The sequence below is a fragment of the Marinobacter sp. LA51 genome (assembly GCF_030297175.1).
In the GTDB taxonomy this organism is placed as follows: Bacteria; Pseudomonadota; Gammaproteobacteria; order Pseudomonadales; family Oleiphilaceae; genus Marinobacter; species Marinobacter apostichopi.
The window spans coordinates 1,147,063-1,172,953 of the sequence record NZ_AP028070.1 but is presented as its reverse complement, the minus strand read 5'-3'; the positions used below and the strand labels follow the sequence as shown (position 1 = coordinate 1,172,953).

General features: G+C 55.6%; 26 protein-coding genes. 16 read left to right on the top strand and 10 right to left on the bottom strand.

What is annotated here, in order from left to right; genetic code table 11:
* Nucleotides 1-36 precede the first annotated feature (36 nt).
* From QUE89_RS05415 to QUE89_RS05400, 4 genes are all read right to left on the bottom strand, one after another.
* Nucleotides 37-1,098, bottom strand: a complete 1,062-nt coding sequence (locus QUE89_RS05415) for a proline racemase family protein (protein WP_286222200.1) — start codon at nt 1,096-1,098, stop codon at nt 37-39.
* Nucleotides 1,098-2,240, bottom strand: a complete 1,143-nt coding sequence (locus tag QUE89_RS05410) for a zinc-binding dehydrogenase (RefSeq protein WP_286222199.1) — start codon at nt 2,238-2,240, stop codon at nt 1,098-1,100. The genes QUE89_RS05415 and QUE89_RS05410 overlap by 1 nt, the downstream gene beginning before the upstream one ends.
* A 98-nt stretch (nt 2,241-2,338) precedes the next feature.
* Nucleotides 2,339-3,388, bottom strand: a complete 1,050-nt coding sequence (locus QUE89_RS05405; RefSeq protein WP_286222826.1) for an AI-2E family transporter — start codon at nt 3,386-3,388, stop codon at nt 2,339-2,341.
* Nucleotides 3,389-3,589: 201 nt separating this feature from the next.
* Complete coding sequence (locus tag QUE89_RS05400; RefSeq protein WP_286222198.1) at nt 3,590-5,521, bottom strand: type VI secretion system Vgr family protein; 1,932 nt, start codon at nt 5,519-5,521, stop codon at nt 3,590-3,592.
* 453 nt (nt 5,522-5,974) lie between these two features.
* Between QUE89_RS05400 and QUE89_RS05395 the strand changes: the two genes are divergently transcribed.
* The 10 genes from QUE89_RS05395 (at nt 5,975) to QUE89_RS05350 (ending at nt 15,064) form a co-directional block, all read left to right on the top strand.
* A complete protein-coding gene (locus QUE89_RS05395) occupies nt 5,975-6,598 on the top strand; it encodes a hypothetical protein (RefSeq protein WP_286222197.1) in 624 nt (207 codons plus the stop codon).
* A gap of 84 nt (nt 6,599-6,682) precedes the next feature.
* Nucleotides 6,683-7,924: a hypothetical protein gene (locus QUE89_RS05390; RefSeq protein WP_286222196.1), complete on the top strand. Its 1,242-nt coding sequence runs from the start codon at nt 6,683-6,685 to the stop codon at nt 7,922-7,924.
* A gap of 126 nt (nt 7,925-8,050) precedes the next feature.
* Nucleotides 8,051-8,464 carry a hypothetical protein gene (locus QUE89_RS05385; protein ID WP_286222195.1) on the top strand — a complete coding sequence of 138 codons (414 nt, stop codon included), beginning with the start codon at nt 8,051-8,053 and terminating at the stop codon, nt 8,462-8,464.
* Between the two features lie 93 nt (nt 8,465-8,557).
* Nucleotides 8,558-9,016, top strand: a complete 459-nt coding sequence (locus QUE89_RS05380) for a hypothetical protein (RefSeq protein WP_286222194.1) — start codon at nt 8,558-8,560, stop codon at nt 9,014-9,016.
* Between the two features lie 69 nt (nt 9,017-9,085).
* Nucleotides 9,086-9,667: an AbiU2 domain-containing protein gene (locus tag QUE89_RS05375; RefSeq protein WP_286222193.1), complete on the top strand. Its 582-nt coding sequence runs from the start codon at nt 9,086-9,088 to the stop codon at nt 9,665-9,667.
* 145 nt (nt 9,668-9,812) lie between these two features.
* Complete coding sequence (locus tag QUE89_RS05370) at nt 9,813-10,553, top strand: type 2 periplasmic-binding domain-containing protein (RefSeq protein ID WP_286222192.1); 741 nt, start codon at nt 9,813-9,815, stop codon at nt 10,551-10,553.
* A gap of 69 nt (nt 10,554-10,622) precedes the next feature.
* Nucleotides 10,623-11,210, top strand: coding sequence for a hypothetical protein (locus tag QUE89_RS05365; RefSeq protein ID WP_286222191.1), 588 nt, complete (start codon nt 10,623-10,625; stop codon nt 11,208-11,210).
* Between the two features lie 232 nt (nt 11,211-11,442).
* The gene (locus QUE89_RS05360) at nt 11,443-13,176 is read left to right on the top strand and encodes a choice-of-anchor I family protein (RefSeq protein WP_286222190.1); all 1,734 of its coding nucleotides are present in this window, start codon (nt 11,443-11,445) and stop codon (nt 13,174-13,176) included.
* Nucleotides 13,177-13,770: 594 nt separating this feature from the next.
* Nucleotides 13,771-14,613, top strand: coding sequence for a LysR family transcriptional regulator (locus tag QUE89_RS05355; protein WP_286222189.1), 843 nt, complete (start codon nt 13,771-13,773; stop codon nt 14,611-14,613).
* 4 nt (nt 14,614-14,617) lie between these two features.
* A complete protein-coding gene (locus QUE89_RS05350) occupies nt 14,618-15,064 on the top strand; it encodes a GNAT family N-acetyltransferase (RefSeq protein ID WP_286222188.1) in 447 nt (148 codons plus the stop codon).
* Between the two features lie 54 nt (nt 15,065-15,118).
* On the opposite strand, the gene QUE89_RS05345 is transcribed toward QUE89_RS05350, so the two are convergent.
* Nucleotides 15,119-15,304, bottom strand: coding sequence for a hypothetical protein (locus QUE89_RS05345; RefSeq protein ID WP_286222187.1), 186 nt, complete (start codon nt 15,302-15,304; stop codon nt 15,119-15,121).
* Between the two features lie 402 nt (nt 15,305-15,706).
* On the opposite strand from QUE89_RS05345, the gene QUE89_RS05340 reads away from it, so the two are divergent.
* The 5 genes from QUE89_RS05340 (at nt 15,707) to QUE89_RS05320 (ending at nt 19,001) form a co-directional block, all read left to right on the top strand.
* Nucleotides 15,707-16,090, top strand: coding sequence for a VOC family protein (locus QUE89_RS05340; RefSeq protein WP_286222186.1), 384 nt, complete (start codon nt 15,707-15,709; stop codon nt 16,088-16,090).
* A 342-nt stretch (nt 16,091-16,432) separates the two neighbouring features.
* Nucleotides 16,433-17,446, top strand: a complete 1,014-nt coding sequence (locus tag QUE89_RS05335; protein ID WP_286222185.1) for a GNAT family N-acetyltransferase — start codon at nt 16,433-16,435, stop codon at nt 17,444-17,446.
* 98 nt (nt 17,447-17,544) lie between these two features.
* The gene (locus QUE89_RS05330; protein WP_286222184.1) at nt 17,545-17,892 is read left to right on the top strand and encodes a DUF1428 domain-containing protein; all 348 of its coding nucleotides are present in this window, start codon (nt 17,545-17,547) and stop codon (nt 17,890-17,892) included.
* 38 nt (nt 17,893-17,930) lie between these two features.
* Nucleotides 17,931-18,506 carry a hypothetical protein gene (locus QUE89_RS05325; protein WP_286222183.1) on the top strand — a complete coding sequence of 192 codons (576 nt, stop codon included), beginning with the start codon at nt 17,931-17,933 and terminating at the stop codon, nt 18,504-18,506.
* A 111-nt stretch (nt 18,507-18,617) separates the two neighbouring features.
* On the top strand, nt 18,618-19,001 hold the full coding sequence (locus QUE89_RS05320; RefSeq protein WP_286222182.1) for a cupin domain-containing protein: 384 nt from the start codon (nt 18,618-18,620) through the stop codon (nt 18,999-19,001).
* A gap of 103 nt (nt 19,002-19,104) precedes the next feature.
* On the opposite strand, the gene mmsB is transcribed toward QUE89_RS05320, so the two are convergent.
* From mmsB to QUE89_RS05295, 5 genes are all read right to left on the bottom strand, one after another.
* Nucleotides 19,105-19,992, bottom strand: coding sequence for a 3-hydroxyisobutyrate dehydrogenase (gene mmsB / locus QUE89_RS05315; RefSeq protein ID WP_286222181.1), 888 nt, complete (start codon nt 19,990-19,992; stop codon nt 19,105-19,107).
* A gap of 60 nt (nt 19,993-20,052) precedes the next feature.
* Nucleotides 20,053-21,126: an enoyl-CoA hydratase/isomerase family protein gene (locus tag QUE89_RS05310; protein WP_286222180.1), complete on the bottom strand. Its 1,074-nt coding sequence runs from the start codon at nt 21,124-21,126 to the stop codon at nt 20,053-20,055.
* Nucleotides 21,127-21,172: 46 nt separating this feature from the next.
* Nucleotides 21,173-21,952 (bottom strand): enoyl-CoA hydratase, encoded by a 780-nt coding sequence (locus QUE89_RS05305; protein ID WP_286222179.1) that lies wholly within the window; start codon nt 21,950-21,952, stop codon nt 21,173-21,175.
* A 49-nt stretch (nt 21,953-22,001) separates the two neighbouring features.
* Complete coding sequence (locus QUE89_RS05300) at nt 22,002-23,168, bottom strand: acyl-CoA dehydrogenase family protein (RefSeq protein ID WP_286222178.1); 1,167 nt, start codon at nt 23,166-23,168, stop codon at nt 22,002-22,004.
* A 92-nt stretch (nt 23,169-23,260) separates the two neighbouring features.
* A complete protein-coding gene (locus tag QUE89_RS05295; RefSeq protein WP_286222176.1) occupies nt 23,261-24,751 on the bottom strand; it encodes a CoA-acylating methylmalonate-semialdehyde dehydrogenase in 1,491 nt (496 codons plus the stop codon).
* A 162-nt stretch (nt 24,752-24,913) separates the two neighbouring features.
* On the opposite strand from QUE89_RS05295, the gene QUE89_RS05290 reads away from it, so the two are divergent.
* Nucleotides 24,914-25,786: an AraC family transcriptional regulator gene (locus QUE89_RS05290; protein ID WP_286222175.1), complete on the top strand. Its 873-nt coding sequence runs from the start codon at nt 24,914-24,916 to the stop codon at nt 25,784-25,786.
* Nucleotides 25,787-25,891: the final 105 nt, after the last annotated feature.

The window sequence follows — 25,891 nt, the reverse complement described above, 5'->3', positions numbered from 1 at the left end:
TGAGCGAGTATTGGAGGACAAATTCAGCACCGGAGCTCAGGGCTCCGGATCAATCGGATGGGAATGACGGCCAGACAGAATGTGATGAAGGCTGGAACAGTCCACCATTGGATCGTCACAGTTAATAACGATATCCGAGTGAGCGATGACATAGCCTTTGCCGGTGATGTTGTTCTTCACCACCTCCAGATCGCCCTCTCGCTCCACGCCGCTGAACTGGCCAATAAAGCCAGTTTCTCGCAGGGATACGGTTTCCAGCCGATCGCCGGGCTGGATGCTGCCCTCGTAGTTCATCAAAGCCAGCCGGGCCGACGTACCAGTGCCGGTGGTGCTGCGACAAATCACGCCCGGGTGCACATAGGTGGCCGACCGGGATCGGTAATAACCTTCAGCCACATGCTCCACCGGCCCCATAAAGTGCAGGAACGGCAAGGGCCCGACATCACCAAGAGTGTAATGGGAGAAGCCCCGCTCGGCCTTGATCGCTTCCACGATGGCGTGGGCAGTTGCCGCCAGCGCCCGCTCCTCGTCCAGGGTGAGATGGAACCCCAGTTGCTGGGCGTCCACCAGCGCATAGAAACCGCCGCTGTACGCCACACTGTAGGTCACCCTACCCAGAGAAGGAACCTCAATGGTCGCCCGGTAGGTATCGATGTAACTGGGCAGGCCCTCACAGGTGATGGCTTCCACCACGCCGTCGCGCACAGTGGCGTCGATCTGCACCAAGCCAGCCGGCGATTCCAGCATGAACTGCTGACGCCCTTCCTGTTTTGGCACTATGCCGGCTTCCAGCACCGCCGTGGCGGTGCAGATGGTGTTGGAGCCGGAGTAGATCGGGTAACCCATCACCTCCATGATGATGTAGCCGGCAGCGGCCCGGGAATCAGTCGGTGGCACCAGCAGGTCCACCGACATCTCGGGAATACCGTGGGGCTCTTCCAGCAGCAGCCGGCGCAGGCCATCGGCATCATCCCGCAGGTACTCCATCTGCGCCCGAACGGTATCGCCCGGCAAAGGATCAATACCGCCAGTCACAATCCGGCTCACGTCGCCACCGGCGTGGGTATCCATCAATTGAATGGTCAGTTCCGGTTTCATCACAGTGTCTCCAGTGACCAGGGTTGGCCGTGTTCGTCCCACTGGGCATCGGGCACAATCACGATCTTGCCGAGGTAGTTGCTGCCCCGGTTCACAAAGTAGTTTTCTGCGTGACGCAAATTCGAGAGCCGGAAGGCACCGTGCAGTACCGGCCTGAGCTGGCCGCCCCGAATCCAGGCCATCAACTGGTCCGCCTCTTCACGGGTGCCGTGAGACACCCCGAATATCTGCACCTGGTACAGGTAAATCCGGGTCCACAGGATTTCGCTGATATTGCCCCCGCTGGCCCCGGCAATGCTCAGGCGCGGGTAAGTGGAACGCGCGTTCATATCAAAGATCATGGTATCGATGAACACATCGGTCATCTCTCCGCCCACCAGATCCATAACCGCATCAATGGGCTTGCCGCCGGTGGCCGCCTTTACCCGCTCAACGAAGTTGTCCATATCGGAGCGATCCAACACCGCCTCGGCGCCCATTGCCATCAACAGCTCGGCCTTATCCTGCTTACTCAGAGCATAGGGAATGGCGCCCACGATTCGGCACAACTGAATCAGCGCGGTGCCAACCCCGCCGCTGGCGCCGGTGACCAGCACCCGTTCGCCCGACTTGATATTGGCGGAGGTGACCATGTGATAGGCAGTCTGGTAGGAACACATGCCCATGGACGCCAGCTCGGCATCAGAAAGATCGGGGTTGGGAATGTGATGAAATTGGTCGGAAGGCAGCGCCACATACTCAGCGTAACCGCCATCGGCACCGTGGCCGAAATAGTCCGGGGTGAGATTGATGTCTCGGCGGGTATCGGCGTAGATGTTGAAATCCAGCAGGCCGCGCTCGCCGATGCGGCTTTCATCCACGCCCTCGCCTACGGCCACTATCCGGCCGGAAATGTCTGCCCCCTGAATGCGGGGGAACAGCAAGGTGGGCTTGCCCCCCATCTGGAAGGACGTCATTTCCCCTTTCTTGGTGGGGTACAACCCTTCCCGTGCCTTGCGGTCAGTGTTGTTCTTGGCCGTGGCCGTCACCTGAACCAGCACCTCGCCGGGTGCAGGTTGGGGCGTCGCCACATCCTGATATTCAAGCTTATCAACACCGCCGTGCCCGGTAAGCACCATGGCCTTCATGGAAGTGGGAATCATGGGCGGGAATCCTCCCTGCTAACTGAATGTAGGCTTCAGATCAGCATAGGTTAGATCCCCCGAGGTGTCAGTGAGTGTTGCGGGTATCCGTAATGCACCTAGCGCGCAATGACCTTGTACACCGGCCGCAGTTTCGGGATCTGCTTCAGCACCACCTGAATCACCGTCATCAGTGGCACCGCCAGCAGTACGCCTACCGGCCCCCACAACCAGCCCCAAAAGAAGATCGAGACAAAGATCACCACCGGGTTAATAGCCATCCGGAAACCGTGCACCCAGGGCTCGATGAAAAAGCCCACCAGCGTCGTCAGTGCCAGGTAGCCCAGCGGGGCAAACGCCATCAGCCAGACCACATCCAGACTGATCGCCGACACCACCGCCAACAGCGAGATGGTCAGAATCACACCAAGGTAAGGGATAAACCGTGCGAGGCCGGCGATCAGCCCCCAAACCGCCGGATCGGGCAGGCCAATGGCCCAACACATCAGGCCCGTTGCCACGCCCACGGCCGTGTTACTCAGGGCCAGCACACCCAGGTACTGGGCAATCTGGTGCTGGGAATCGTGGGTGATGCGCAGCACTGTTTTACGCTGCACCCTCGGCAGCTGGCGCACAAAATTCTTGATAATCCGGTCACCGCCCACCAACAGGAAATAGGTCAATGCCAGCGCTAACAGCAGGCCGGCAACGCCATCCCGGGCTTTACTCATCAACTGGCTACGCCAGGAGTCGGTTTTCAGTACCACCGTGGTCGGCTTTGTCTTGTTGCTGTCAGACAACTCCTCCATGGACTTCTCAACCTTCTCGGCCGATTCCGTGACCTTGCTGATCTGACGCTTGATCTCGCTCTGCCCCACCAACAACCGGGAAATGCCCTGGGGCGCCTCTTCCGCCCAGGTCAGCACCGGCGATGCCACCGCGTATGTCACCCCCGCAATGCCACCCAGCACCATCAGCACCAGCAACAACGCGCTCACCATGCGCGGCACCCGAAAGGCCACGTACAGCTTCTTAACCACCGGCGACAGCAACAGGCTGGTCAGAATCGCCAAAATAATGGGCAGAACAATCTGGTGCGCCACATACAGGGTGTACAGAACACCCAGCGCAAAAATGCCGTAAATGGGCGTGGATAGCTCAGATGAGATTAGCGGGCGAGGCCCAGCAACTGCAGCATTATCAGCGTTGTGGTCTGAGTTATCAGAAGAGTTGTTTTGAGAGTTATTTTGAGAGCTATCGGCGTTATTTTCGTCCACGGTGAGCGAGTCGTCCCTGTGTTAAAAAGGTTGAAAGGATCCTACTTTACGCTTCCTGACAACCGTTCGCACCACTGAGACGTTGCTGTCGGGTCACGTCGCTACTGTTTGAGGGGCTTCCGGTGGCTGAGCAGAAGCAGCCGTACCGCTACCCGGCGCGCCGCCGGAATTCATCCGCACCAGCGGCCCGGAGACAGTGACGCCACTCGGGTCCACCTTCACAAAACTGCCCCCGGCCTGCAGAGTCACTTCCGCCCCGGCTTCAATCACAATCTTCATACCAGCCTTGTGATGAATCTCCCGGCCCGCCTCGATGAACTGGGCTCGGCCCTGGTGGACGTGGTGGCTGCCACCCACGGTGTGGCTAAAATCGCCAGCGATGTGTTCTCTGCTCTCACCTTCTACCGTGCTGTGACTGTTGCCACCCACGCGCCCGAACCGGTTGTTGACGACGGTCAGGTGGCTGTCGTTCTTGATCACTTCGGTTCGATTGTGTTCGGTGAGCAGGTCCAGATCTTTCTGGGCGTGGACGTAGATCTGTTCCTTATCCGCTTCGTCCTCGAATCGTAATTCGTTGCTGCCCTCGCCCTTGTGAGTCTGGGTTTTCAGGGTGGTGCGGGTTTTGTGCTCAGGTAATGCGTACGGTGGTTTGTTGGTGGCGTGGTATGTGCGCCCGGTGATGATCGGCTGGTCCGGGTCGCCATCCAGAAAGGACACTATCACTTCATGGCCGATGCGGGGCAGCGCTACGAAACCATATTGCCCGCCGGCCCAACCCTGGCTAACCCGCAGCCAGGCGCCGCTGTGTTCATCATTTTGGCTGTAGCAATCCCACGGGAAGCGCACCTTCACCCGGCCGTGTTCGTCGCAGTGGATTTCTTCTCCTTCGGGCCCGGTGACGATGGCGATCTGCGGCCCGTCCATGATGGGGCGATGAACACACTGCGGCCGCCAGGTGAGGTTCGCGGGGATGGCGCTGAAGCTGTTGTGGTAGGTAGTTGGTTCCGACCCGCCCTCTTCCTCTAAAGCCTGAGGCTGTTGGCCCTGATGAGTAACGGCAGTGAGCAGCCAGTCCCGGTTCAGATTCGGTTGGTCATGATCGGTGAGTTCAACCTTGGCGCCCGGTGCGAAGTCCGGGCGATTGCTCTCGCCCTGGGCGGTGCTGGCGTCGTTTCGAAGCGCGTCCAGTTTTGCCTGGGTAAAAGGCTGGCCACTGGCATCGGCCTTGAATCGGCCCGGGTAGTCGAAATGCTGGTAGTCGTCGCGATGGTTGGGGGTGCTGGCGCCCTGCTCATGAATCAAGGCGTAGGCGGGATTCTTGAAGGTATAGTCTTTGAGCGCCACCGAAGCGGCTCGGACCCGCTCCTGGTAGCGAAACCGGAACACCGACAATTGCCGGTGACTGCCACCCGTAGAGGCGTTATATCCGACTGGAACCAGAACCGGCGCATCGCCGTGATGGTCGGCGAGGATCAGGCCAGCCGATGCACTGCCGTCCACCGCGCCATGCTGATAGCGGTAATGCCAGCCTTCCTCAGCCGCCAGCCGTTCCAGAAACGCCAAGTCACTCTCCCGGTGCTGAACGCAGTATTCGCGCTCCGCAGGCTCGCGCTTAACCTCAAACACCGAGTCTACGATGCCCCGCTCTTCCAGCAGTGTGCGTGCAATGGCGTCGGGACGTTGCTTCTGGAAAATCCGGCTGTTGTGCATCAACCCCAACCGCCACAACGGCGGCTGGATGACCAGTTCATAGCGGGTTCGGCGATGGCCGGAGTCGCCGCGAACAAACTCGCTGACCACACCGGTGAAGCGACGCAGCGGTTCTCCATCCTGCCAGATCAACAGTTCGACAGGCTGCTCGAGCACATCCACGGCGCCAATAGCGGGATCGGTACTCGCCAGCTGTAAGCGGCCATGAAATAACTCGGAAAGGGCTTCGGTCAGCGCAAAGCCGACTACAGAAAAAACGTCTGAGGGAAACTCACCGACACGGACGGTGAACTGCAATCCATTTGCCTGGGGCATGCCTTCAATCCTTTGAAGCAGTAACGATGTGCACACCGGGTTACGCGCAACACCAAATCCTTGGCTACCCTACCCGGTGAAACTGGGTTGAAATTACCAGCACGGCACCTCTGAAGCAACGCGCGAACACTGAATCTGCGCACTCGGTAGCACTGCAGGCTGGAGTTATAAGAACAAGCTCGCAAAAGCCCGAGGGAAAGACGGGAAAGCTCGCTAACCATCTGATAGGGTTGAAACTAAATTGCTAGGGATTGGAGTTATACGCCCCTTTGGCTATCGCAGGCTGATCGCAGGTGGGCGTATAAATTCGGACGGTGGTTGCTTTGAGTTGTCTATGGCATTGATTGAAAGGCCGATATTGCTGGGCACAGAGCATCCGAAGATGGATTTATGCGAACGTGTGTTATACGAACGTGTTCGTTGAATACGGTGTTAGATTTTTCAAGGAATCGTATGCAAGATTATTTTGAACAGTTGAAGAATGAACTTGATGCCATCAAGCAGCTTGGGTCGAGAAGCGGTGCAAATGGTTTCTTTGGTCAAGAAGCATTGCGTTTTTATTCTATAGCAGGAACTCTTCTTGAGAGTTTTAGCTGTGACAAAGGTGCTGGCCTAGATGAGCGCTATATAACTCATATTCTTTCCAGATCCATCCTGGAAAACTATTTCTGGATTATCTACTTATTTGACGATCCTGCTCAAACAGCCAATCGATACGCTGGTCTGATTGATGCTTTCAAGCTGGATTACCACAAGCTCTTAAATGAGCCGCTGTTGCCTCATAAAGATAAGCTAGAGCCTTCAGATCCTTCTTGGTCAAGTCTGAATCGAACAATGGATGTAAATAGCATGCTTGCCCAGGTTAAAAACGATTATGGTGATAGGCTAAGTTACCTATATTTTATTTACCGTATCACCAGTTTTGACACGCATGGAAAGAGTTTAGACACCATCTTCCAAGAGGCATTCGGTAAACAAGTGAATTTCCCGGTATTGGATATTGGCTATGCAATTGAACTCATTGCCAACCAATATATGGTTACCTTGGAGCAGCTTAGAGATGCAGGTGAAATCTAACAATTTTCTGCACTCGGAAAAATTACTCGCTACGCTCCTAATTTTCCGGTGAGCAAGGCGTTACGCACACTACTGAGTGACCTCATGGGTAGAGTTAGCCAAAAAAGAAGAACGAGGGCCCTCAAACAGATTTTGGGAGTTTGGCCAAATAGGTTTGGCCGGAAAGTTTTTGATAGGGTGCTACGAACAGACAGTTCTCCCAAGAAAAACTTGGAGTCTGATTTTATTTTTTATAACCGTTCTGCCAGGCCAGAAATGGGGTCTGTCAGGGATCTCATTGAAGAGTGTGTTGCAAACTATCCAGAATCGGAAGTAGAAGAGCTTATTTCCCGTCTCAGGTCAGGTGATGACGTTCATTTTAGATCAGCTACTTTTGAACTATTTTTGCACGACGCCCTGAGAAGAAGGGGTTTCCTCCTTACTCCGCACCCCGAACTTCCAAATGGAAAACGCTATAAACCTGACTTCTATGTTTTAGATCCGAACGGTGAGAGCTTTTATCTCGAGGCGGTTCTCGCAACCGAAAATAACGGGTTAGACAAAGGCGGAGAAGCAAGAAAAGGGGCTGTATTAGATACATTGACAAAGTCGCCCCATCATAACTTTATGATTTCGCTCGATGATGAAGGTAGTCCTAAAAGTCCCCCTAGCGGGAAAAAGTTAAAAAATACGGTACACAGGTGGTTAGATTCTCTTGATCCTGATGAGGTAAACCAAAAAATAGAGGATTCAGGATTTGATTCGTTAGAACCCATTTTGTGGAGCCACGATGGTTGGAATCTGCAAATTCGCCCTATTCCAATTAAGCCGGAACGCCGAGGGAAAAGTTCGAACCTTATCGGGATCGGAGGGGTTGGCGGCGGTTGGGTCGATGCCTGGAGTCCTATTCGCGACGCGATCAAATTTAAGGGAGGAAAATATGGCGATCTCAATACTCCCTTGGTGGTGGCTGTAAATCTAGATAGCTTTCACCTTGATCCTATTGATGAGATGCAGGCTCTTTTTGGGCAAGAGCAATTTGTATTTTCTCCTAATGTCGATGCCGAGCCAAAATTGCGGAGGGCGCCAAATGGTGCGTGGCAAGGAAACAATGGGCCACAATACTCGCGCGTCAGCGCAGCATGGTTATTTAATGATTTACAAGCATCATCACTCGCTACAAGGAACGGCACCGTGTACTTCAACCCATGGGCAACTATGCCAGCTCCTGAATCACTCAAATGCTTCCCTTTTGCTACTCCTGAAGAAAACAGAATGAAATGGCATGAAGGTTTGTCGTTAAGAGAGATTTTTGGACTTCATGAGGAGTGGCCAAGAGGTGCGTAACAAGTTGCTGCACACGGATAAATTACTCGCTGCGCTCCTAATTTACCGGTGAGCAAAGCGTTAAAACTTGCAAAGCACTATAGAGCGCTCTAAAGTTCTCCATATAAACCGTGGAGGAACCACGTCATGTCTAGTGTCTCTCAACTCGATTTCGTAGCAGTACCGATTCAACTTGAGCTTTATCAAGAGCTCATGCGTCGTCACGGCACAGCCGCTAACGCTGTTATAGAAGAGCAAGTAGAAGCCTTTTTAAAGCGCACTCAAGATGACCCAATCAGGCCGCGAGTAACAGAGGGACTGACTTGGAATAATCTGTTCTTATGTGAGAAAACTCGTATTCGAACAAAGTACTACAGTGAATACAGATACGCTGAAATCTTAGGCGATTGTGTCGTTTATGGCGGGGAGAGCTTTCCATCTGTGTCGAGAGCAGTGAACAAGATGCGGGGTGGAACTCAAAACAATGCGTGGAAAGTTGTGGAAATCCTCCGACCTTCCGATTCTAAGTGGATTGCTGCGGAGCAATTGCGTCGCAAGTGATCGAGTTTTAACCAGTAGGTGAAGCCGACCGGTACTACGCGCTGCTCCGTACCGGTGGCTTACCTTGGCGTTTTGTGTAATAAGGAAACCACGATGAACTATTGGCGTATGCAACTGCACCCCGATGATTCAGCGAACGCGGGCTTTTACGCAAATCAAAGCATCGCCGCCGGATTCATCGGTCTCGATTTTGCTACTAAAGTGGGAGATCTCCTCTCGGATGCACAGCAACAAATTCTCTCTACTCAGAAAGATTACGTTGATTTTGCAAAAAATATGGAGGTCGGCGATAAGGTTTTAATCATCGTTCACCATTTCCCGTTTGCTGTTGTCACGGTTGCGGGTGATTACAACTACATCAGAAGAACAGAACCTGAACTGGGTGTTTGGTTTAGGCATTTTCGCAGGATCGAAAATGCTATTTACTTCTCAGATTTCCAAACTAATGCGAAGTCGTGGGAGCAGTACATCATGACCGATACCATCTCAATCTTGCGCGACCCTGGTTCAAAATCGTACAGATTGATCGAACAAATGAGCGAAAAAACATAACAAGTGACATCACGTCGACCGATTTTACGCCGCTTCGTGGCTCCAAATCGGCGCATGTGCCGAGCGTTAGTGAAAAAAGATATGGATGAAATCGGCGAGCAAATTCAGGAATTAAAGAAAGCGCTCTTGGAAGCGGGCCTTTCGTACGATATCTGGTGGGAGCTTTCTAATAGGGAAGCTCGAACAGAGCACTTAGATGACTTAAACCAATACACAATTTTCTTTCAATCGACCATTCATGCTCACTTTTTGACTGCAGTAATTACCCTCTACCGATTGTTTGAGAACAGGCGGGACACGATAAACCTGCCAAATCTTTTCCAACAAGTTCGAGAGAAAAAACTCGTTGCTCCCGAGGTGGAAAATAAACTGGAGTCTGCTGCCGAGGAGATTCGGGAAAACTGGACGAAGATCTGCATACTTCGGTCGAACGTGTTTGGGCATAGGAGCAGAAAGCTCAGTATTGAGGAGTCCTACAAGCGTGCTGGTATCACGCCAGATCAAATCAAAAACCTAATCAAGCACATGCAAGATGCCATGAACATAGTCAGCGGTGAGGTGTTGGAGCTTGAGCATTCCTTCGAACTCAATCCCGCGGAGGAAGTGAAGAGGTTGCTAGACGATATCGCCACACTACGAAAGTCCCGCTAACAAGTCAGGGCACCGGTGTGCCAGGCGTTAAATCTAGGAAGAACTGTGAATTCTGACCTCACACTTGTGATAGGAGCGATTATCTCTACCATTTAAGCATGCACCCTTCTGACTACCCCCGATCAATCACTGGGAGGGCAATCTAATGAGAATAGTCCTGCTGATCATCTCAGCATTCTGGTTCCTTCCAGTTTCGTCGCAAACGCTCCAGATCATGGGGTCGGATCAGGGCTTCCTGCCGTTTTATTATGGTGACAACCTTAACAAGGGCATCCTGGTCGAGGTGATTAATGAGTTCACGGTGGAGACGGGTATCGCAGCTGATTTCCGCCCTATGGCGCGCAAACGCCACGCCTGGGCCCTGGGAAAAGGACTAGCTAACGCGGTTTTCGCCAGCCCGCGTTGGATGCCGGTGCCGGACCGGATGCACGCTGTCGGACCGGTGTTAATCTGGCGTGACCGAGTGTTCGCTCAGACTGGCCGACAACCGGACTCCTTCGATGACCTTCAGGGCAACATCTGTCTGCGCAAATGGTTTGTTTACAGTGATCGACTCGAGCGGCGGATCGGGACCGACTTGGTCCGCCATGACGGTTACAATGCACAGCAGATGCTGGGAATGTTTCTGCGTAACCGGTGCGATTACATCGTCATGAACGAAATGGAGTTCCGGTTTTTGGCGCTGCAGGTGGAAGTCGATTCGGAACGTTACAGCACGGATCTGATCGACGCCGAATGGCCGGTCTATCTTGGTATCCTCAAAACCGAGACGGCTCTGATTGAAGCGGCGGAAACTTTTTTCGCTACCTACACGGTTGACGTGGAGGCCATGTTGCCCAAACTTCCGCCGCCGGACAGGCAAACCTCGATTCAGTGGGACAATTAGGGCAGATAGCGGCCAATGGCCGGCAGACGCTCTTGCCAGGATGGCTCACTCAGACGTTACGCGTAACATATGGATTCAATTTTCAAGCTGGCATTCAGTGGCTTGGCGATAGCGCTCACGTTTGTCGCCTTCGTGCCCTATATCTTCTCGATACTGTCGGGAGCCACAAAACCGCATGTATTCTCCTGGGTTATTTGGGGAACGACCACATCGATCGTATTCTTTGCTCAAGTTGAAGCCAAAGGTGGTATTGGCGCCTGGCCGATTGGTGTTTCAGGAGCCATTGCCGTTTTCATTGCGTTTCTTGCGTTCGTAAAACGTTCGGATATCTCAATAACGAAAACGGACTGGGTGTTTTTTCTATCGGCATTGGCTTCACTACCCTTTTGGTACCTTACGTCAAACCCGTTGTGGGCTGTGGTCGTCCTTACAACCGTCGACCTGCTTGGTTTTGGGCCCACAATTCGTAAAGCCTATGACGCCCCTCACCAGGAAAACGTTCTTTTCTTTACATTGTTTATGGCAAGAAATGTATTTGCTCTATTGGCTTTGGAGACCTATTCGCTGACAACGGTGCTCTTTCCGCTGTCCGTTAGTATCGCCTGTTTAATCTTGCTCATTTTCATTGGCTACCGTCGCAGGGAGGTGCGCGCCTAACAACTGCAAGCAGTGCAATAGTGCTTCTACTGCTGCCTCGCCTTCATTGCTGAGCCAAAGGATGTCTTTTCCCGGCAGGAACGTCATAACGGGCAATCGGTATTCCCAGCCAGCGCTGTCACCTCTCTGTCTCCAAACTGTCGCAAAGCTGACGCAGAACCGTCATTAGTCAGCTCTAGGGTGTTGAATCACAACATATCCATCGATTGATTCACTCACACCCGAGGCAACTATGGAACTTCGCACCGCCACTTTCCGCCAAACCCTGCTTTCAATGGCCGTGGCCAGCTCACTGGTCGTCCTTGCCGGCTGTACCGACGACGGCGACGACGGCAGCAATGGCGCAAATGGAACTAGCCAGACCCTGATCGAAATGAACGTACTGGGCACATACGCCAGCGGTTCGTTTGATGAAAGCGCCGCGGAAATTGTCGCCCACGACGCCGCCAACCAACGCCTGTTTGTGGTGAACGCCAATAACTCTACCGTGGACGTACTGGACATCAATGACCCGGAGGTGCCCACCCTGCTTGGCACCATCGACGCCACGGCTGAGGGCGCCTCTGCCAACAGCGTGGCGGTATACGGCGATCTGGTGGCCGTCGCCATTGAGGCCAACGTAAAGCAGGACAACGGCAAGGTGGTTTTTTACAACACCACCGACCTGAATAAAGTCGGCGAAGCCACCGTAGGTGCACTTCCAGACATGGTGACGTTCACCCGCGACGGTCAGAAAGTACTGGTGGCCAACGAGGGCGAGCCCAACTCCGACTACAGTAACGATCCGGAAGGCTCCGTCAGCATCATCGACCTCTCTAACGGCGTTGCCTCCGCCACCGTAACCACCGCCGGTTTCACATCGTTCAACGCCCAACAGGCAACACTGGAAACCGCCGGCCTGCGCGTGTTTGGCCCAAACGCCACACTGGCCCAGGATATGGAGCCGGAGTACATCGCGGTATCCATTGATGATCAAACCGCCTGGGTCGCCCTGCAGGAAAACAACGCCGTGGCCGAGCTGGACATCGCCGCTGGTGAAATCACCGCCATCCTTCCGCTGGGCTTCAAAGACTACAACCTGATCGGCAACGAGCTAGACGCCAGCAACCGCGACAGTGGCATCAACATTCGCAACTGGCCGGTTAAGGGCATGTACAACCCGGATTCCATGGCCAGCTATGGTTACAACGGCAAAACCTATTACCTCACCGCCAATGAGGGCGACGCCCGGGACTACGACACCTGGACTGAGGAATTCCGGGTGGGCGACCTGACCCTGACCGGTGCTCTGACGGGCATCGCCGGGCTGCAGGATGATGAAAACCTGGGCCGCCTACGCATTACCTCTACCCTGGGCTCCAGCAACGGCTGCAACGCCTCCCAGCTTCCCGCTGACTTGGGCGACCGGAATGGTGACACCCAGATTGATATCGATGATGTGGTATTCCATGTGGAGAATAATTGCGAGTACGACACCCTTTACGGTTACGGCGCTCGCTCCTTCAGCATCTGGTCTGCCGATGGCAAACGTGTCTTCGACAGCGGCAGCGAGTTTGAACGCATCACCGCCAGCCTGATTCCGGAAGGCTTTAATGCCTCCAACGACGAAAATGCCTCAGACGATCGATCTGACGACAAAGGCCCGGAGCCAGAAGCCATCACCGTGGGTGAAATCAACGGCCAGACCTTCGCCTTCATCGGCCTGGAACGGGTGGGCGGTATTATGGTGTACAACGTTACTAACCCCCAGAGCCCCGAGTTTGTGCAATACATCAACAACCGAGACTTCAGCGCGAGCCAGACTGACCTGGAAGCCGGTTTGGCTGGCGATCTGGGCCCCGAAGGCCTAGCCTTCATCCCTGCAAGCAGCAGCCCGAACAGCAAGCCGATGCTGGCGGTGGGGAATGAAGTGAGTGGGACAACTACTCTGTATGGGATTGATGTGATTGAGCTGACAGCCAACTAAGCAATAACTCCAACACCAAAAAGCACTACTCCGTGACGCGCCGGTCGGCAACAGCCCCGGCGCGTTTTTTGTTCATGAATACAGCGGCTTAACGGTAAGACTGACCTGCCCCCCAGAATTCAGTTCAACTGCGCCAAAACACTGTTAACCTTCGCAGCATTGCCCGAACTGCATCCCTGCGGGCCCGAAGTTGGTCCCGCCTTACCCGCTGCAGATCAATGCCTCCTCGCCCATCCTGGTATTTGCACGGGATGGACTCACCAATGGGTTCGTGGACACTCCTCCCCTCTTCCTGCCTGCCAACGCGACGGTTCAGTGCGGTTCCGCCACAGTACTGTTGCGCCTCTTCGAAATACATCATGCCTCTGCCCTCCAATCCGCCGCTCCAGTCACTGAAGACGTGGTTATCTCATGGGTTCAGATACATGCTAATGTTGTTCTATGCTGCAAACTATTCCATATGGATGAATAAGAACTTTGCAAAAACGAACAACATCGTCAGCTAAAAAATCCTCCGATGCGACCCCGACATTGCGGGGGCATCTTGCCTGGAATGACTTTGAAACCGTGCTCGCTATAGTGTCGGAAGGGTCTTTGTCTGGAGCCTCTCGCGCCCTGGGCGTGAGCCATGCCACCGTGTTTCGCAGGTTGGGCGATATCGAGCGGCGCTTGGGCGTTACTTTGTTTGAACGGAGCCGTACCGGTTACCGGCCGACACTGGCAGGGGAAGAGCTCGCGGAAACGGCGAAGGTCATGGATGAGGCCGCCCTGGCAGCCGAACGGAAGGTCGCCGGGCGCGACCTGGCGCCCAGTGGCGAGATCTGGGCCACCACAACGGATTCACTGATGATGGGGTTGCTGGCGCCGCTGCTTACGCAGTTCCAGCACAAGTATCCGGCCATCGTGCTGGATGTCGCTATTTCCAACCATCTGTTCAACCTGACGCGCCGGGAAGCAGACGTTGCCGTGCGCCCCTCCAATCGGCCACCCGAAAACCTGATTGGCCGACCACTGACCAAAATTGGCCAAGCGGTATACGGCCATCGGAGTTTTGGCCTGACACCAGGTGCGTCCATCGAATTTCTCGCCAACCAACCATGGATAGGCAGCGGGCCTCGGCTGCAGGATTCGGAAGTGGACCAATGGATGGACGCCAACGAGCTGAAGTCCGCCTGCGTTTACCGCGTGGATACTCTTGTGGGCATACTCAGCGCCATTCGCGCCGGTATGGGGCTGGCTGTGCTGCCCTGTTATCTCGCCGACAACGAGCCCGACATCGTTCAGCTGACCGACCCCATCCCGGAACTGGAATATGGCCTCTGGTTCCTGATGCACCCCGACTTAAGAGGCGTGGTTAGGATTCATGCCTTGATGGACTTTTTAACGGAGGCGATTCGAGGGGAGGAAAAGCGGTTGGCTGGATTGCGGCTATCTTAGTGGGATGAACATTGCGATCCAACATGCCAACAGAGAACACCTGAAGGGAATCCACGAACTGGTTCTCGACTGGGGCTATTCCGCTAACGAATCACACACCCAGGAATGGCTTGAGGCGCAGTTGAACTCCCCGAATCATCGAATTGTTGTAGCCATTGCCGACGGTTCTGTTGCTGGTTGGGCTGTCGCCGAGAAGCGCATCACGCTGGGCTATGGTTGGGTTTCCGAGATTACTGCGCTGGTCGTGGGATCAACCTACCGGCGCTTGGGCATAGGCAAGCTGCTGGTGAATGCTGTCGAAGCGTGGTCCAAGACCTTAGGTCTGTCGCGGCTTGTTGTTCGCTCAAATGTGACTCGCCTGGAGTCCCATGAGTTTTACCCTGCCATCGGTTTTGAGCTCACAAAAACGACGCATGTTTATGCGAAAGCACTCAAACCTTCGGGCAAATGATTTAAGCTGAGCACCTGATTAGCACCACCTATTTTCAACACCACCGGTAAGGACTCAGCCATCAAATCCGTAGCACTCGCCACCCTGATCATCATCCTGCTCGGAGGCATCGTCTTCCAGTACTACATCACCGCCCTGCCCGATCTGGAACAGCCGATCACCCTCAGCTCTGCGTCCGTTGGGGCAGATGGCGAGTCCATCTCTGCCGCCTTCGTGGATAACGACGGCCACGAATTTCATTTTGGTGTTCGGGGTTATGGAGAGAGCGATGGAGAGGGTAATGGGGAAAGTAATGTAGAGAGTGATCGTGAATCCTTCCCGGCCTTTTACATCAGAAACCCTGAGCTGGTGCCCTACGTTTACTGGCCCTCGACCGGTGGGCCGGATGAAAGAAAGCTCCTACGCTTGCTAGCAGGTTGGCTAGAAAGAAATGTGGACCAGGAGTTTAGGGAACGGCTGGAACAGAGCAATGCTGAGGACTTCAGTGGCTCTGAAAAGGAAGTGGCAGCCGTGTACGAAATTTATGAGATATTGATGGGCCGACACCGCCTTTAATCGGACTTAAGCCGATAGATTTACTGCTTCCCTGCCGTATCTGCTACTACTGTAAATGACCGGCATGGAGCAAAAAGGAGGTTCAACATGAGCGTGCAACTGAACCACACCATCGTCTGGTGCCGCGACAAGCAAAAGTCGGCAACCTTCCTCACTGAGGTCCTGGGTCTTCCCGCCCCGACCCGTTACGGGCCGTTCCTTGTGGTAGAGCTTAGCAATGGCGTGTCCCTGGATTTCTACGAAACCAATGGCGAGATTTCTCCGCAGCACTACGCCTTTCTGATTGGTGAAGAAGACTTTGACGAGAGCTTCGACAGAATCTGTAGCCGCGGCATTCCCTATTGGGCAGATCCCAGCAAGAAGTCCCCAGGCGAGATAAACCGGCACGATGGCGGGCGCGGTGTGTATTTCGATGACCCTGATGGGCATTTTATGGAAATGATCACCCGGCCGTACGGGAGTGGTGGCTGATGCCTACAGAATTCACTAATTCAAATGCGGGTTTCGTTGCAGCATGTGGACATGGGCCGGCGCAAACCATCAAAGTTCAAAGTCTCGAGATGGTTCAATGTTACTCGAGTCCTGGCTTGCGTTCGCTGTTACATCGGCAGTATTGCCGGTTATCCTAGGCCCCACGATCCTGGCGACAATCAGTTATTCCATCACCCATAGGCGCCAAGCCAATATTCCACTCGTTGCTGCGGTTCAACGTCACCGGTGGAGCGCTTCTCACGACAGCGGACTTTTGGGCGCTGTTGGCAAAGCGCCCTGCCTTGTAAGCGCTACTCGTCATAGCAAGGAGCTTCCACAACTGTGAAAGTCATTCTGATGGGAAATGCCGGTTCTGGAAAAAGCACCCTGGCCAAAGAGCTAAGCGCGAAGAATTCAGCTGAACGGCTTTCGCTGGATGAAGTCGCCTTCAAACGCGGAACGCCAGAGCGACGCCCTCTTCAGGAAAGCATTCAGGCTGTTAAGCACTTCATCCAAGAAAACGAAAGCTGGATCATTGAGGGCTGCTACTCTGACATCATCGAAGCCATCCTGGATGAATGCGAGGAGCTAATCTTTCTCAATCCGGGAATCGATACCTGCGTTGCTCACTGCCGTACCCGATCCTGGGAGTCCGAGAAGTATTCGAGCAAGCAAGAACAGGATGCCAATCTGGAAAACCTGATAGCGTGGGTTCGTGATTATGAGACCCGCCAAGATGAGTACGGACTGCAGCAACACCGGGCGCTGTTCGATTCGTTTGCTGGAAACAAAAGAGAGCTGACTCTGAGCCAGCCGAGTATCACACTGTCGGCCTACAACACGTCTGACAAGCAGGAAGTTCAGCAGCTATTCACTCGGACCTTCGCAGAATCGGACCGCCCGGCGGAAGGCGAGCTAGTTGGGCAGTTAGCGCAGCGACTTATGGACGAGACCGATGCTGAAAATGCCTCCGGTTTTGTTGCCTCTGAGCACCAGGAAATAGTCGGGTGTATTTTCTTCACACCGCTAAAGTTCGATTCCTCGATCAAAGCAGCTCTGTTGTCGCCCGTTGCCGTTCGCACAGAGCATCAAGGCCAAGGCGTCGGCCAACGGCTTATCAGATTCGGCATGGAGCAAATGGGAAAATCCGGCGTGGAACTTGTCTTCACCTATGGCGATCCGAACTATTATTCAAAGGTGGGTTTCAAGCCAGTTTCTCAGCAGGTTGTGAAGCCGCCGTTTGAATTAACGCAACCGGAGGGATGGTTGGTTCTGTCCCTGACAGGCGCGGAGATTAAGCCCCTGCCCGGGGTCGCCCAATGCGTTGACGCATTCAACGATCCGGCGCTTTGGTAAGACCATCTATCAGGCCGGACATCACACTTACCGCACGCTAGGCAGAAGTCCCTGCGGTGCCGTTGCCTTCAGCGTGTTCACGCCAAGGAGAGCCAACCATGGACTACGTAGAAGGATTTGTCGCCGCCGTACCTACCAGGAACAAAGACGATTACATCCGCCACGCCAGTGAAGCTGCCCAGATTTTCAAAGAGCACGGAGCCACCCGTTTGGTTGAGTGCTGGGGCGACGATGTGCCCACCGGCAAGATAACCTCTTTCCCGCAAGCGGTGCAGTGTGGCGAGGATGAGACGGTGGTGTTTTCATGGGCGCTGTGGCCATCGCGAGAAGCCCGGGACTCCGGCATGACCGGGATCATGAACGATCCGCGCATGCGCGATAACCCGATGCCATTTGATGGCAGCCGATTGATATACGGTGGCTTCCAGATGATTTTGGATGAATAGACCCTTTTTTCCTGAATGTCTATGCCCGCACTGTGCTTTTGATCAACGTCAGACAACGGTCGAGTAACTACACTCTGCCTGTAGTACCCCTTAATCGAATCAAGGTTGCGGGAGACTGGAAACAAGCAATTCAGCTGCAAAGGATATGCGGCATACGGAGCAGCAGTGATTGCTGCTCCAAACACAAAGAAAGGGAGTTCAAAACTTTGCGTTTAGGGTCAATCGCAGTTTTCGCATGGCTACTCATTGCAGCCAACCCAGCTCGTGCTTACAACCTATCCCACCTCTTTCAACCGGTATTATTACCGGAGGAAGATCAGAGCGAGTTTGTCGCCATACCAACGATAATAGCGGGGTTTGTCGGCCTAACACCGGGTGTCATCATTGGAATTCCACTGGCCGTGGTTGGCGGCACTCTAACAACCCTGATTGAGGGCGACCCCAGCGGCGGTGCCGCAGCTGGCATGTTCTTCGGCGTAGTTGGAGGCTCTCAGATCTTTAGCAATGCCGTTGGCGTTCCATTATGGACCGCTGAAAAGGTTTTTTACGATCTGCCTGAAGCCGCTTTTTCGTCGGAAGACGCGGTGCCACCGCCCCCCTCCACAGCGCGCTGAAACAACCTCCCAGCAAAAAATATAACCCTCACAATCGTCGCTGTGACCGGCTAAACCACCTAAACTTTGAAGAGGCGACGAGCAGGCTCTTGGCCTGTTCAGGAGGTCTCTATGCGCACCCACGGTTTAACCCTCGCAGTCCTTGTGTTTGCCCTGCCTGTTTTCGCCGCAGATCCGGTTGTTACAGACGGCGATAAGTACAAAGTCCTTCTGGAAAACGACTGTGTCCGCGTACTTGAGTACCGCGACGAGCCGGGCCAGATCACTCAGGAGCACCAGCACCCGGCCTTCGTGCTCTATGCGCTGGCACCGTTTGAGCGGGTGATTCATCTGCCCGGAGGCAAGGTCATCAACCGAAGCTTTGCCGCAGGCGACGTCATCTGGTCACCGGCACAAACCCACACCGGCGAAAATACGGGCAGCACTCCAACCCACGCGGTTATCGTGGAATCAAAGGCGTCTGGCAGCCGGTTGTCCCAGTGCAGTAACGAATAAGTTTCGAGCTTGATATAGGCCGCACAAACTAGGGGCCATTGGGGTAGGAGCAGAGACCCTGGGCACAGTTTTCAGTGCCCAGGGAATCGCATTACGTGCGGGTTTATTCTGGCTTGTACAGGCGCTGGATGCTGGAGAAATCCAGCGTGCCATTGCCCTGCCCTGCGTGGAGCGAGAACAGGTTGCGAGCCAGTGAACCCATGGGGATGGACGCCTGGTTCTTCACCGCGTTGTCGAACGCCAAACCCAGGTCCTTAGTCATCAGGTTGACCAGGAAGCCGCCCTCGTAGTTACGCGAGGCAGGTGCGTTTTCCATCACCCCCGGCCACGGGTTGTAAACGTTCAGCGCCCAGTTACCACCGGAGCTCTGCTTCATGATTTCCGACAGCACCGCCGGATCCAGACCGTTCTTCACACCCAGGGCCAGCGCTTCGCTGGTGCCGGCCATCAGAATCGCCAGCAGCATGTTGTTACAGATCTTGGCGACCTGGCCGGAACCGTGCGGGCCGGCATGGAAGATGTTCTTGCCCATGGCATCGAGAATCGGTTTGGCCTTGGCGAAGGTCTCGTCGGCGCCGCCGCATATGAAGGTCAATGTGCCGGCTTTGGCACCACCAACACCGCCGGACACCGGCGCATCCAGGAACGGAATATTGCGGGCCTTGGCTTCTTCAGCCACACCGCGCGCCGTTTCCGGGGCAATGGTGGAAGAATCAATCACCAGAGTGCCTTCGGGCAGTTTCGCCAACAGGCCGTCATCACCCAGGTACACTGCTTCCACGTGCTGGCCCGCGGGCAGCATGGTGATCACACATTCCGCACCTTCGGCCGCCTGGTGCGCGGTGTCCGCGGTTTTTGCGCCTTCGGAGACCAGTGTCTGCACCGCCTCTTCGGACAAATCAAACACAGTGACGTCGTGCCCGGCTTTCACCAGGTTGCTGGCCATGGGGCCACCCATGTTACCGAGGCCGATAAAGGTAATCGTTGCCATATCCCTTCTCCTTATTGTTCTAGTCGGTTATGAAGGCCACCGCGGTCGGTGGCCGTTTGGCTATGCGTTGAAAAAGTCGTCCATCCAGGCGCTGTCCATCTTCGCCAGCGACGCGTAGCGCCACCGTGGCTGATGATCCTTATCAATCAGCAGTGCCCGGATACCTTCGGCAAATTCGCCTTTGGTCAGGCACTTCTTTGACAGCACCAATTCTTTATCGAGAACTTCCTTCAGGCTGTCGTGCTTGCAGCCGTTCAGGTGGCCCCAAACCAGAGCCAGGGAGGTGGGCGACGCCGACGCCAGCGACTTGGTCGCCTTTGCCAACCAGCTGTCACCGCCGGACAGCTCGCTGAGTTGGCTAACCACCGCTTCCAGGGAATCGGCATCGGTGACGCGGTTGATCTCGTCGAAATGGCTGCGAATGGGCGATTCCGGCATGGCATCGGTGCTTTGCTGCTCAAACTGGCGCAGAACACCGCCAACCACGGCGTGGGGATCTTCGCCCTGCCAGGTCTTTTTGCAGAGCTCAGCAACAACATCGGCTTTCAGCTCGTGCTTGATGAAGCGATCCGCCAGGCCGGTAAAGACCGCGTCGGCGCCGTTCAAACGCGCGCCGGTCAGGCCCAGGAACATCCCGGTACGGCCAGGCGTGCGGTTCAGGAACCAGCCAGCGGCAACATCCGGGTACAGGCCAATGGTGATCTCCGGCATGGCGAGCTTGGACTTTTCAGTCACCACACGGTGCGAGGCGCCTTCCATGATGCCCATGCCGCCACCCATGACGATGCCATGGCCCCAGCACACGATCGGTTTGGGAAAGGTGTGAAGCAGGTAATTCAGCTCGTACTCTTCGGTGAAGAAGGCTTCGCCTTCGCTGGCGCCCTGGGGCTCGGTCATGCTGCGATACAGGGCCACGATGTCGCCACCGGCACAGAATGCCTTGTCGCCTTCCGATTCCAGCCAGACCGCGCCAATGCGCGGATCTTCCGCCCAGCGCTTGAGTTGTGGCGTGAGCAGGCGAATCATTTCCAGCGAGAGCGAGTTGAGCGCTTTCGGGGTATTCAGGCGGGCCACGGCGATCAGTGCGTCGTCACCGGTGGTCCACTCTTCAAAAATAATGGGTTGGTCACTCATAGTGTTTCCTTCAGCCGCTGCCCGGCAGCGGCTCTCCAGCAATTTGTTAGCGGTTTTTCCAGTCCGGTGTGCGCTTTTCCAGAAAGGCATTCACGCCTTCTTTCTGGTCTTCCGTGGAGAACAGCTCCACGAACAATTCACGCTCCATACGCCAGCCGTCGTCGTGGCTGCGGCCATCGCGGGCGCTCATCACCAGGGTCTTGCAACGGGCTGTTGAGGACGGGCTTTGCTTGCACGCCATTTCCGCCAGCGCCAGAGCCTTATCCAGGCTGGTACCGGAGGTAACCACTTCTTCCACCAAGCCAATCTGCAACGCCTTGTCGGCCTTGACCCGCTCGCCGCACAGAATCATGCGCTTGGCCCAGCCTTCACCCACCAGCCAGGGCAGGTTCTGGGTGCCACCGGCACACGGCAACAGGCCAACACCGGCTTCCGGCAGGGCCATCTGGGCGTGTTCTTCGGCAATGCGAATATCACAAGCCATGGCACATTCCAGGCCACCGCCCATGGCGTAGCCGTTTACCGCCGCGATAGAAACGCCACGGAACTTGCTGAGCTCGGCAAAGGCCTCACCGAAAAGCTGGGCCATCTGGTTAGCGCGGGCCTTGTCTCCGTCGGCGAAGGTTTTCAGGTCGGCACCGGCCGAGAAGAACTTTTCGCCCTGGCCGGTGACCACGAGTGCGAAGATGTTCCGGTCGGCATTCAGCTCACGGATGGTTTCCTTGAGTGCCGGCAGGGACTCTGCCGTCCAGGTATTGGCCGGCGGATTATTGATCGTCAGTACCGCAATGTGTCCGCGTTTTTCGAGCTGAATCAGATCGCTCATTGTCTGTCTCCCCTTTCCTTGCGGTGTTCTTGGTTCTCTTTGCGCCGCCTCATTGAATCGCTTCGGCCACGCCGTCTTCGAGCAGGCGACGGGCGACAATCAGACGCATGATTTCGTTGGTGCCCTCGAGAATCTGGTGCACCCGCAAATCCCTCAAGTAACGTTCAATAGGATACTCGCGGATGTAGCCATAGCCGCCGTGCAGCTGCAGGGCTTCATTGACTATTTCGAAACAGGCATCGGTGGCGAATCGCTTGGCCATGGCACAGTGCAACGTGGCTTCGGTGTCGCCGCTATCAAGCTTGAACGCACCCAACCGCACCATCTGCCGGGCCGCTACCAGGTTGGTCGCCATGTCGGCGAGCTTGAACTGCAGGGCCTGGAAGGCCGCCAGCGGTTTACCGAACTGTTCACGCTCGTGCATGTAGTTGCGGGCCCGCAGCAGTGCCGCCTGGGCGCCGCCGAGGGAGCACGTGGCGATGTTCAGACGGCCACCGTCGAGGCCTTTCATGGCAATAGCAAAGCCGTCGCCTTCCTCACCCACACGATAAGAGGCCGGAACGCGTACATTCTCCAGGCTAATCATGCGAGTTGGCTGACTGCGCCAGCCCATCTTTTCTTCGTTCTTGCCGTAGGTGATGCCGTCGGCGTCGGCCGGGATCACAAAGGTGGAAATGCCTTTGGAGCCGCTGTCCGGCGCTCCGGTACGGGCCATCAGCACCAGGATTTCGGTACTGCCGGCGCCGGAAATAAACACCTTGCTGCCGGTGATCAGGTAGTCGTCACCGTCGCGAACCGCCTTGGTGCGCAGACTGGCTGCATCGGACCCGGCTCCGGGTTCGGTCAGGCAGTAGGACGCCAGCCACTCGCCACTGGCGAGTTTGGGCACCACTTCCTGTTTCAGGTCGTCAGAAGCAAAACTGGCCACCATCCAGGTCGCCATGTTGTGAATCGTGATGAAGGCCGCGGTGGAGGGGCAGGCTGCAGCCAGTTCCTCGACAATCACCGAGGTATCAAGCCGGGACAGGCCCATGCCGCCCAGGGCCTCCGGTGTGTACAGGCCCATAAAGCCCATTTCACCGGCTTCCTTCATCACATCCACGGGGAAAATATGCTCGTCGTCCCACTTGGCCGCGTGCGGCGCCATGGATTTCTCCGCGAACGCACGTGCCGCTTCCCGGAACGCCAGTTGGTCTTCGGTCAGGTTAAAGTCCATCGAATCACTCCAGATCTAAGTAGGCTGGTAATGATGGGAAAAAAGGGGGCCGGAAACAGGTTCCGGCCCAAGTTACCCCACCTTCAACACACTCAACGCAACTGGATAGAGAAGTTCGCTTCGGTGCTGGCCTCGCTGGAGAACCAGCGTGAAGTCACGGTTTTGGTTTCGGTGTAGAAACGCACGGCCTGCTTACCGTAGGCGTGCTGGTCACCGTAGAAGGAGCCCTTCCAACCGGTGAAGGAGAAGAACGGCAAAGGCACAGGGATGGGAACGTTAACCCCCACCTGACCCACATCAATCTCATGTTGGAAGCGACGAGCGCAGCCACCGGAGGCAGTGAAGATGGAGGTACCGTTGCCGTAGGGGCTGTTGTTGATCAGCTCGATGGCATCACCCAGGGTATCGGTTTCCATGCAGCACAGTACCGGGCCGAAAATTTCCTCGTTGTACACGTCCATCTCGGTGGTAACACCAGAGAACAGGGTCGGACCTACCCAGTTACCGTCGGGCAGACCGTCCACGGTGCAACCGCGACCGTCCAGCAGCAGGTTCGCGCCCTGGGCTTCGCCCGTGGCAATCAGGGATTCAACCCGATCTTTGGCCTTGGCGCTGATGATCGGCCCGTAGCTGGCACCGGAATCGTCCCAGGCACCAGGGCGCACCTTGGCCATGGCTTCTTTCAGTTCCGGAATCCACTGCTGGGCTTCACCCACGAAGACCGCGACGGAAATCGCCATGCAGCGCTGGCCAGCCGCACCCACGGAGGCACCAACCAGGGCATTGAGCACCTGCTGTTTGTCGGCATCCGGCATAACCACCATGTGGTTCTTGGCACCGGCGAAGCTCTGGACTCGCTTCATGTTGCGGGTACCGGTTTCGTAAATATAGCGACCAACCGGAACAGAGCCCACGAACGAAATCGCCTTGATGGCCGGGTCATTCAACAGGGTGTCTACCTGCTCCTTGCCACCGTGGACAACCTGAAGAACGCCTTTCGGTGCACCGGCCTGTTCAAACAACTCAGCCAGCCGCATCGGGGTCAGGGGATCCTGCTCGGATGGCTTCAGGATGAAGGTGTTACCGCAGGCAATCGCCATCGGGAACATCCACAGAGGGATCATCGCCGGGAAGTTGAACGGCGTAATACCGGTGCAGACGCCCAGCGGCTGGATCCATGAGTGGGTATCGACTGCGCGGGCCACGTTTTCAACGGTTTCGCCCATCATCATGGACGCCACGTTGCCCGCGTGTTCAACCACCTCAATACCGCGCCAGACATCGCCCTTGGCGTCTTCAAAGGTCTTGCCGGTTTCCTTAGACAGAATTTCGGCAATTTCATCGTGATGCTCTTTCAGCAGTGCCTGGTAGCGAAGCATCACCCGAGCCCGTTCGGACACCGGCACTTCTTTCCAGGTCTTGAAGACTTCGCCTGCGTGTTTGATGGCCTGCTCCATTTCGGCGTGCGTGGTGCACGGAGCCTTGGCGATCACTTCGTTGGTGGCGGGATCGGTAACGTCGATCCAATCCTGTGTCTGGCTTTGTACAAATTCACCAGCGAGGTACAGAGGTACATTTTTCATGTTGAAGGCCCTGTTTGTTGTTATGAGGGAAGCAAGCCAAAACCCGGGGGTTTCGACCACGATGTAATGAAGACTAGCACGGGGCTCACGGAAGGGTGATTGACTAAATTTCGCTCTTGATGGACTATCTTTCGATTCCGCATTCGACTTATGGCGACTACGATGCCCCAGACTTCACAATGGCCGGTACCCCAGGACAGCGTGCGTTACGTGGTACCGGACCCAATCATTAAACTGCTAGCCAGTCACCCGCTTACCCAGGACCTGTACCCGCTGGCGTTTGGCCACTACCGCCGCGCGGTTGGGCACCACATGCACCGGGAACACCACAGCGACTATCTTTTGATCTACTGCACCGAAGGCAAGGCGTTCCTGAACGTGCTGGGTGAGCCCTACACTGTGGGCCCGGGAGATCTGTTGCTACTCCCAGCCGGCGCCCACCACCGCTACACGTCGGACCCCGACAACCCATGGACAATCCATTGGGTGCACTACACCGGGCCTCTTGCTGAGGAATTCCGTCATTACATGGGCTTTGGCAACACCCGCATCCGTCACCTAGGCAGGCAGCCCCGGCTGCTGGTGGATTTCAACGGGCTGCTGTCGGTGCGCCAGACCGGTTTCCGGGCCCGGGGCCTGATCCACGCCGCCAACCGCCTGCGGCAGCTGATGGCAGCGGTACCCCTGAGTGCCGATGAAACCAGCCATGAACAACAGGCAGAGCTGGATACCATCCACAACTACATGCGCGAGCACCTGGACGAACGGATCTCGCTGGATCAGCTGGCCGATCTGGCAGGGCTGTCACCGGCGCACTTTGCCACCCGCTATAGGGAACAGACCGGCAGCTCGCCGATCCAGCATTTCCTGCACCTGAAAGTGGAACGGGCGTGCCAGATGCTGGATACCAGTGACCTCAGCTTCGCCGACATCAGCCGACGCCTGGGCTACGACGATGCCTACTATTTTTCCCGGCTGTTCAAGAAGGTGATGGGGCAATCGCCCAGGGATTACCGGCACACGGCGAGGCACTGAGCGCCTGGCGCTGAGCACTGCGATTCGGGCCAACGTCGCATCTGGCCATTTCGGCGACTTTTGTTCGAAAAATTAAACGGATACCCTTGAGCCAAAGAACATCTA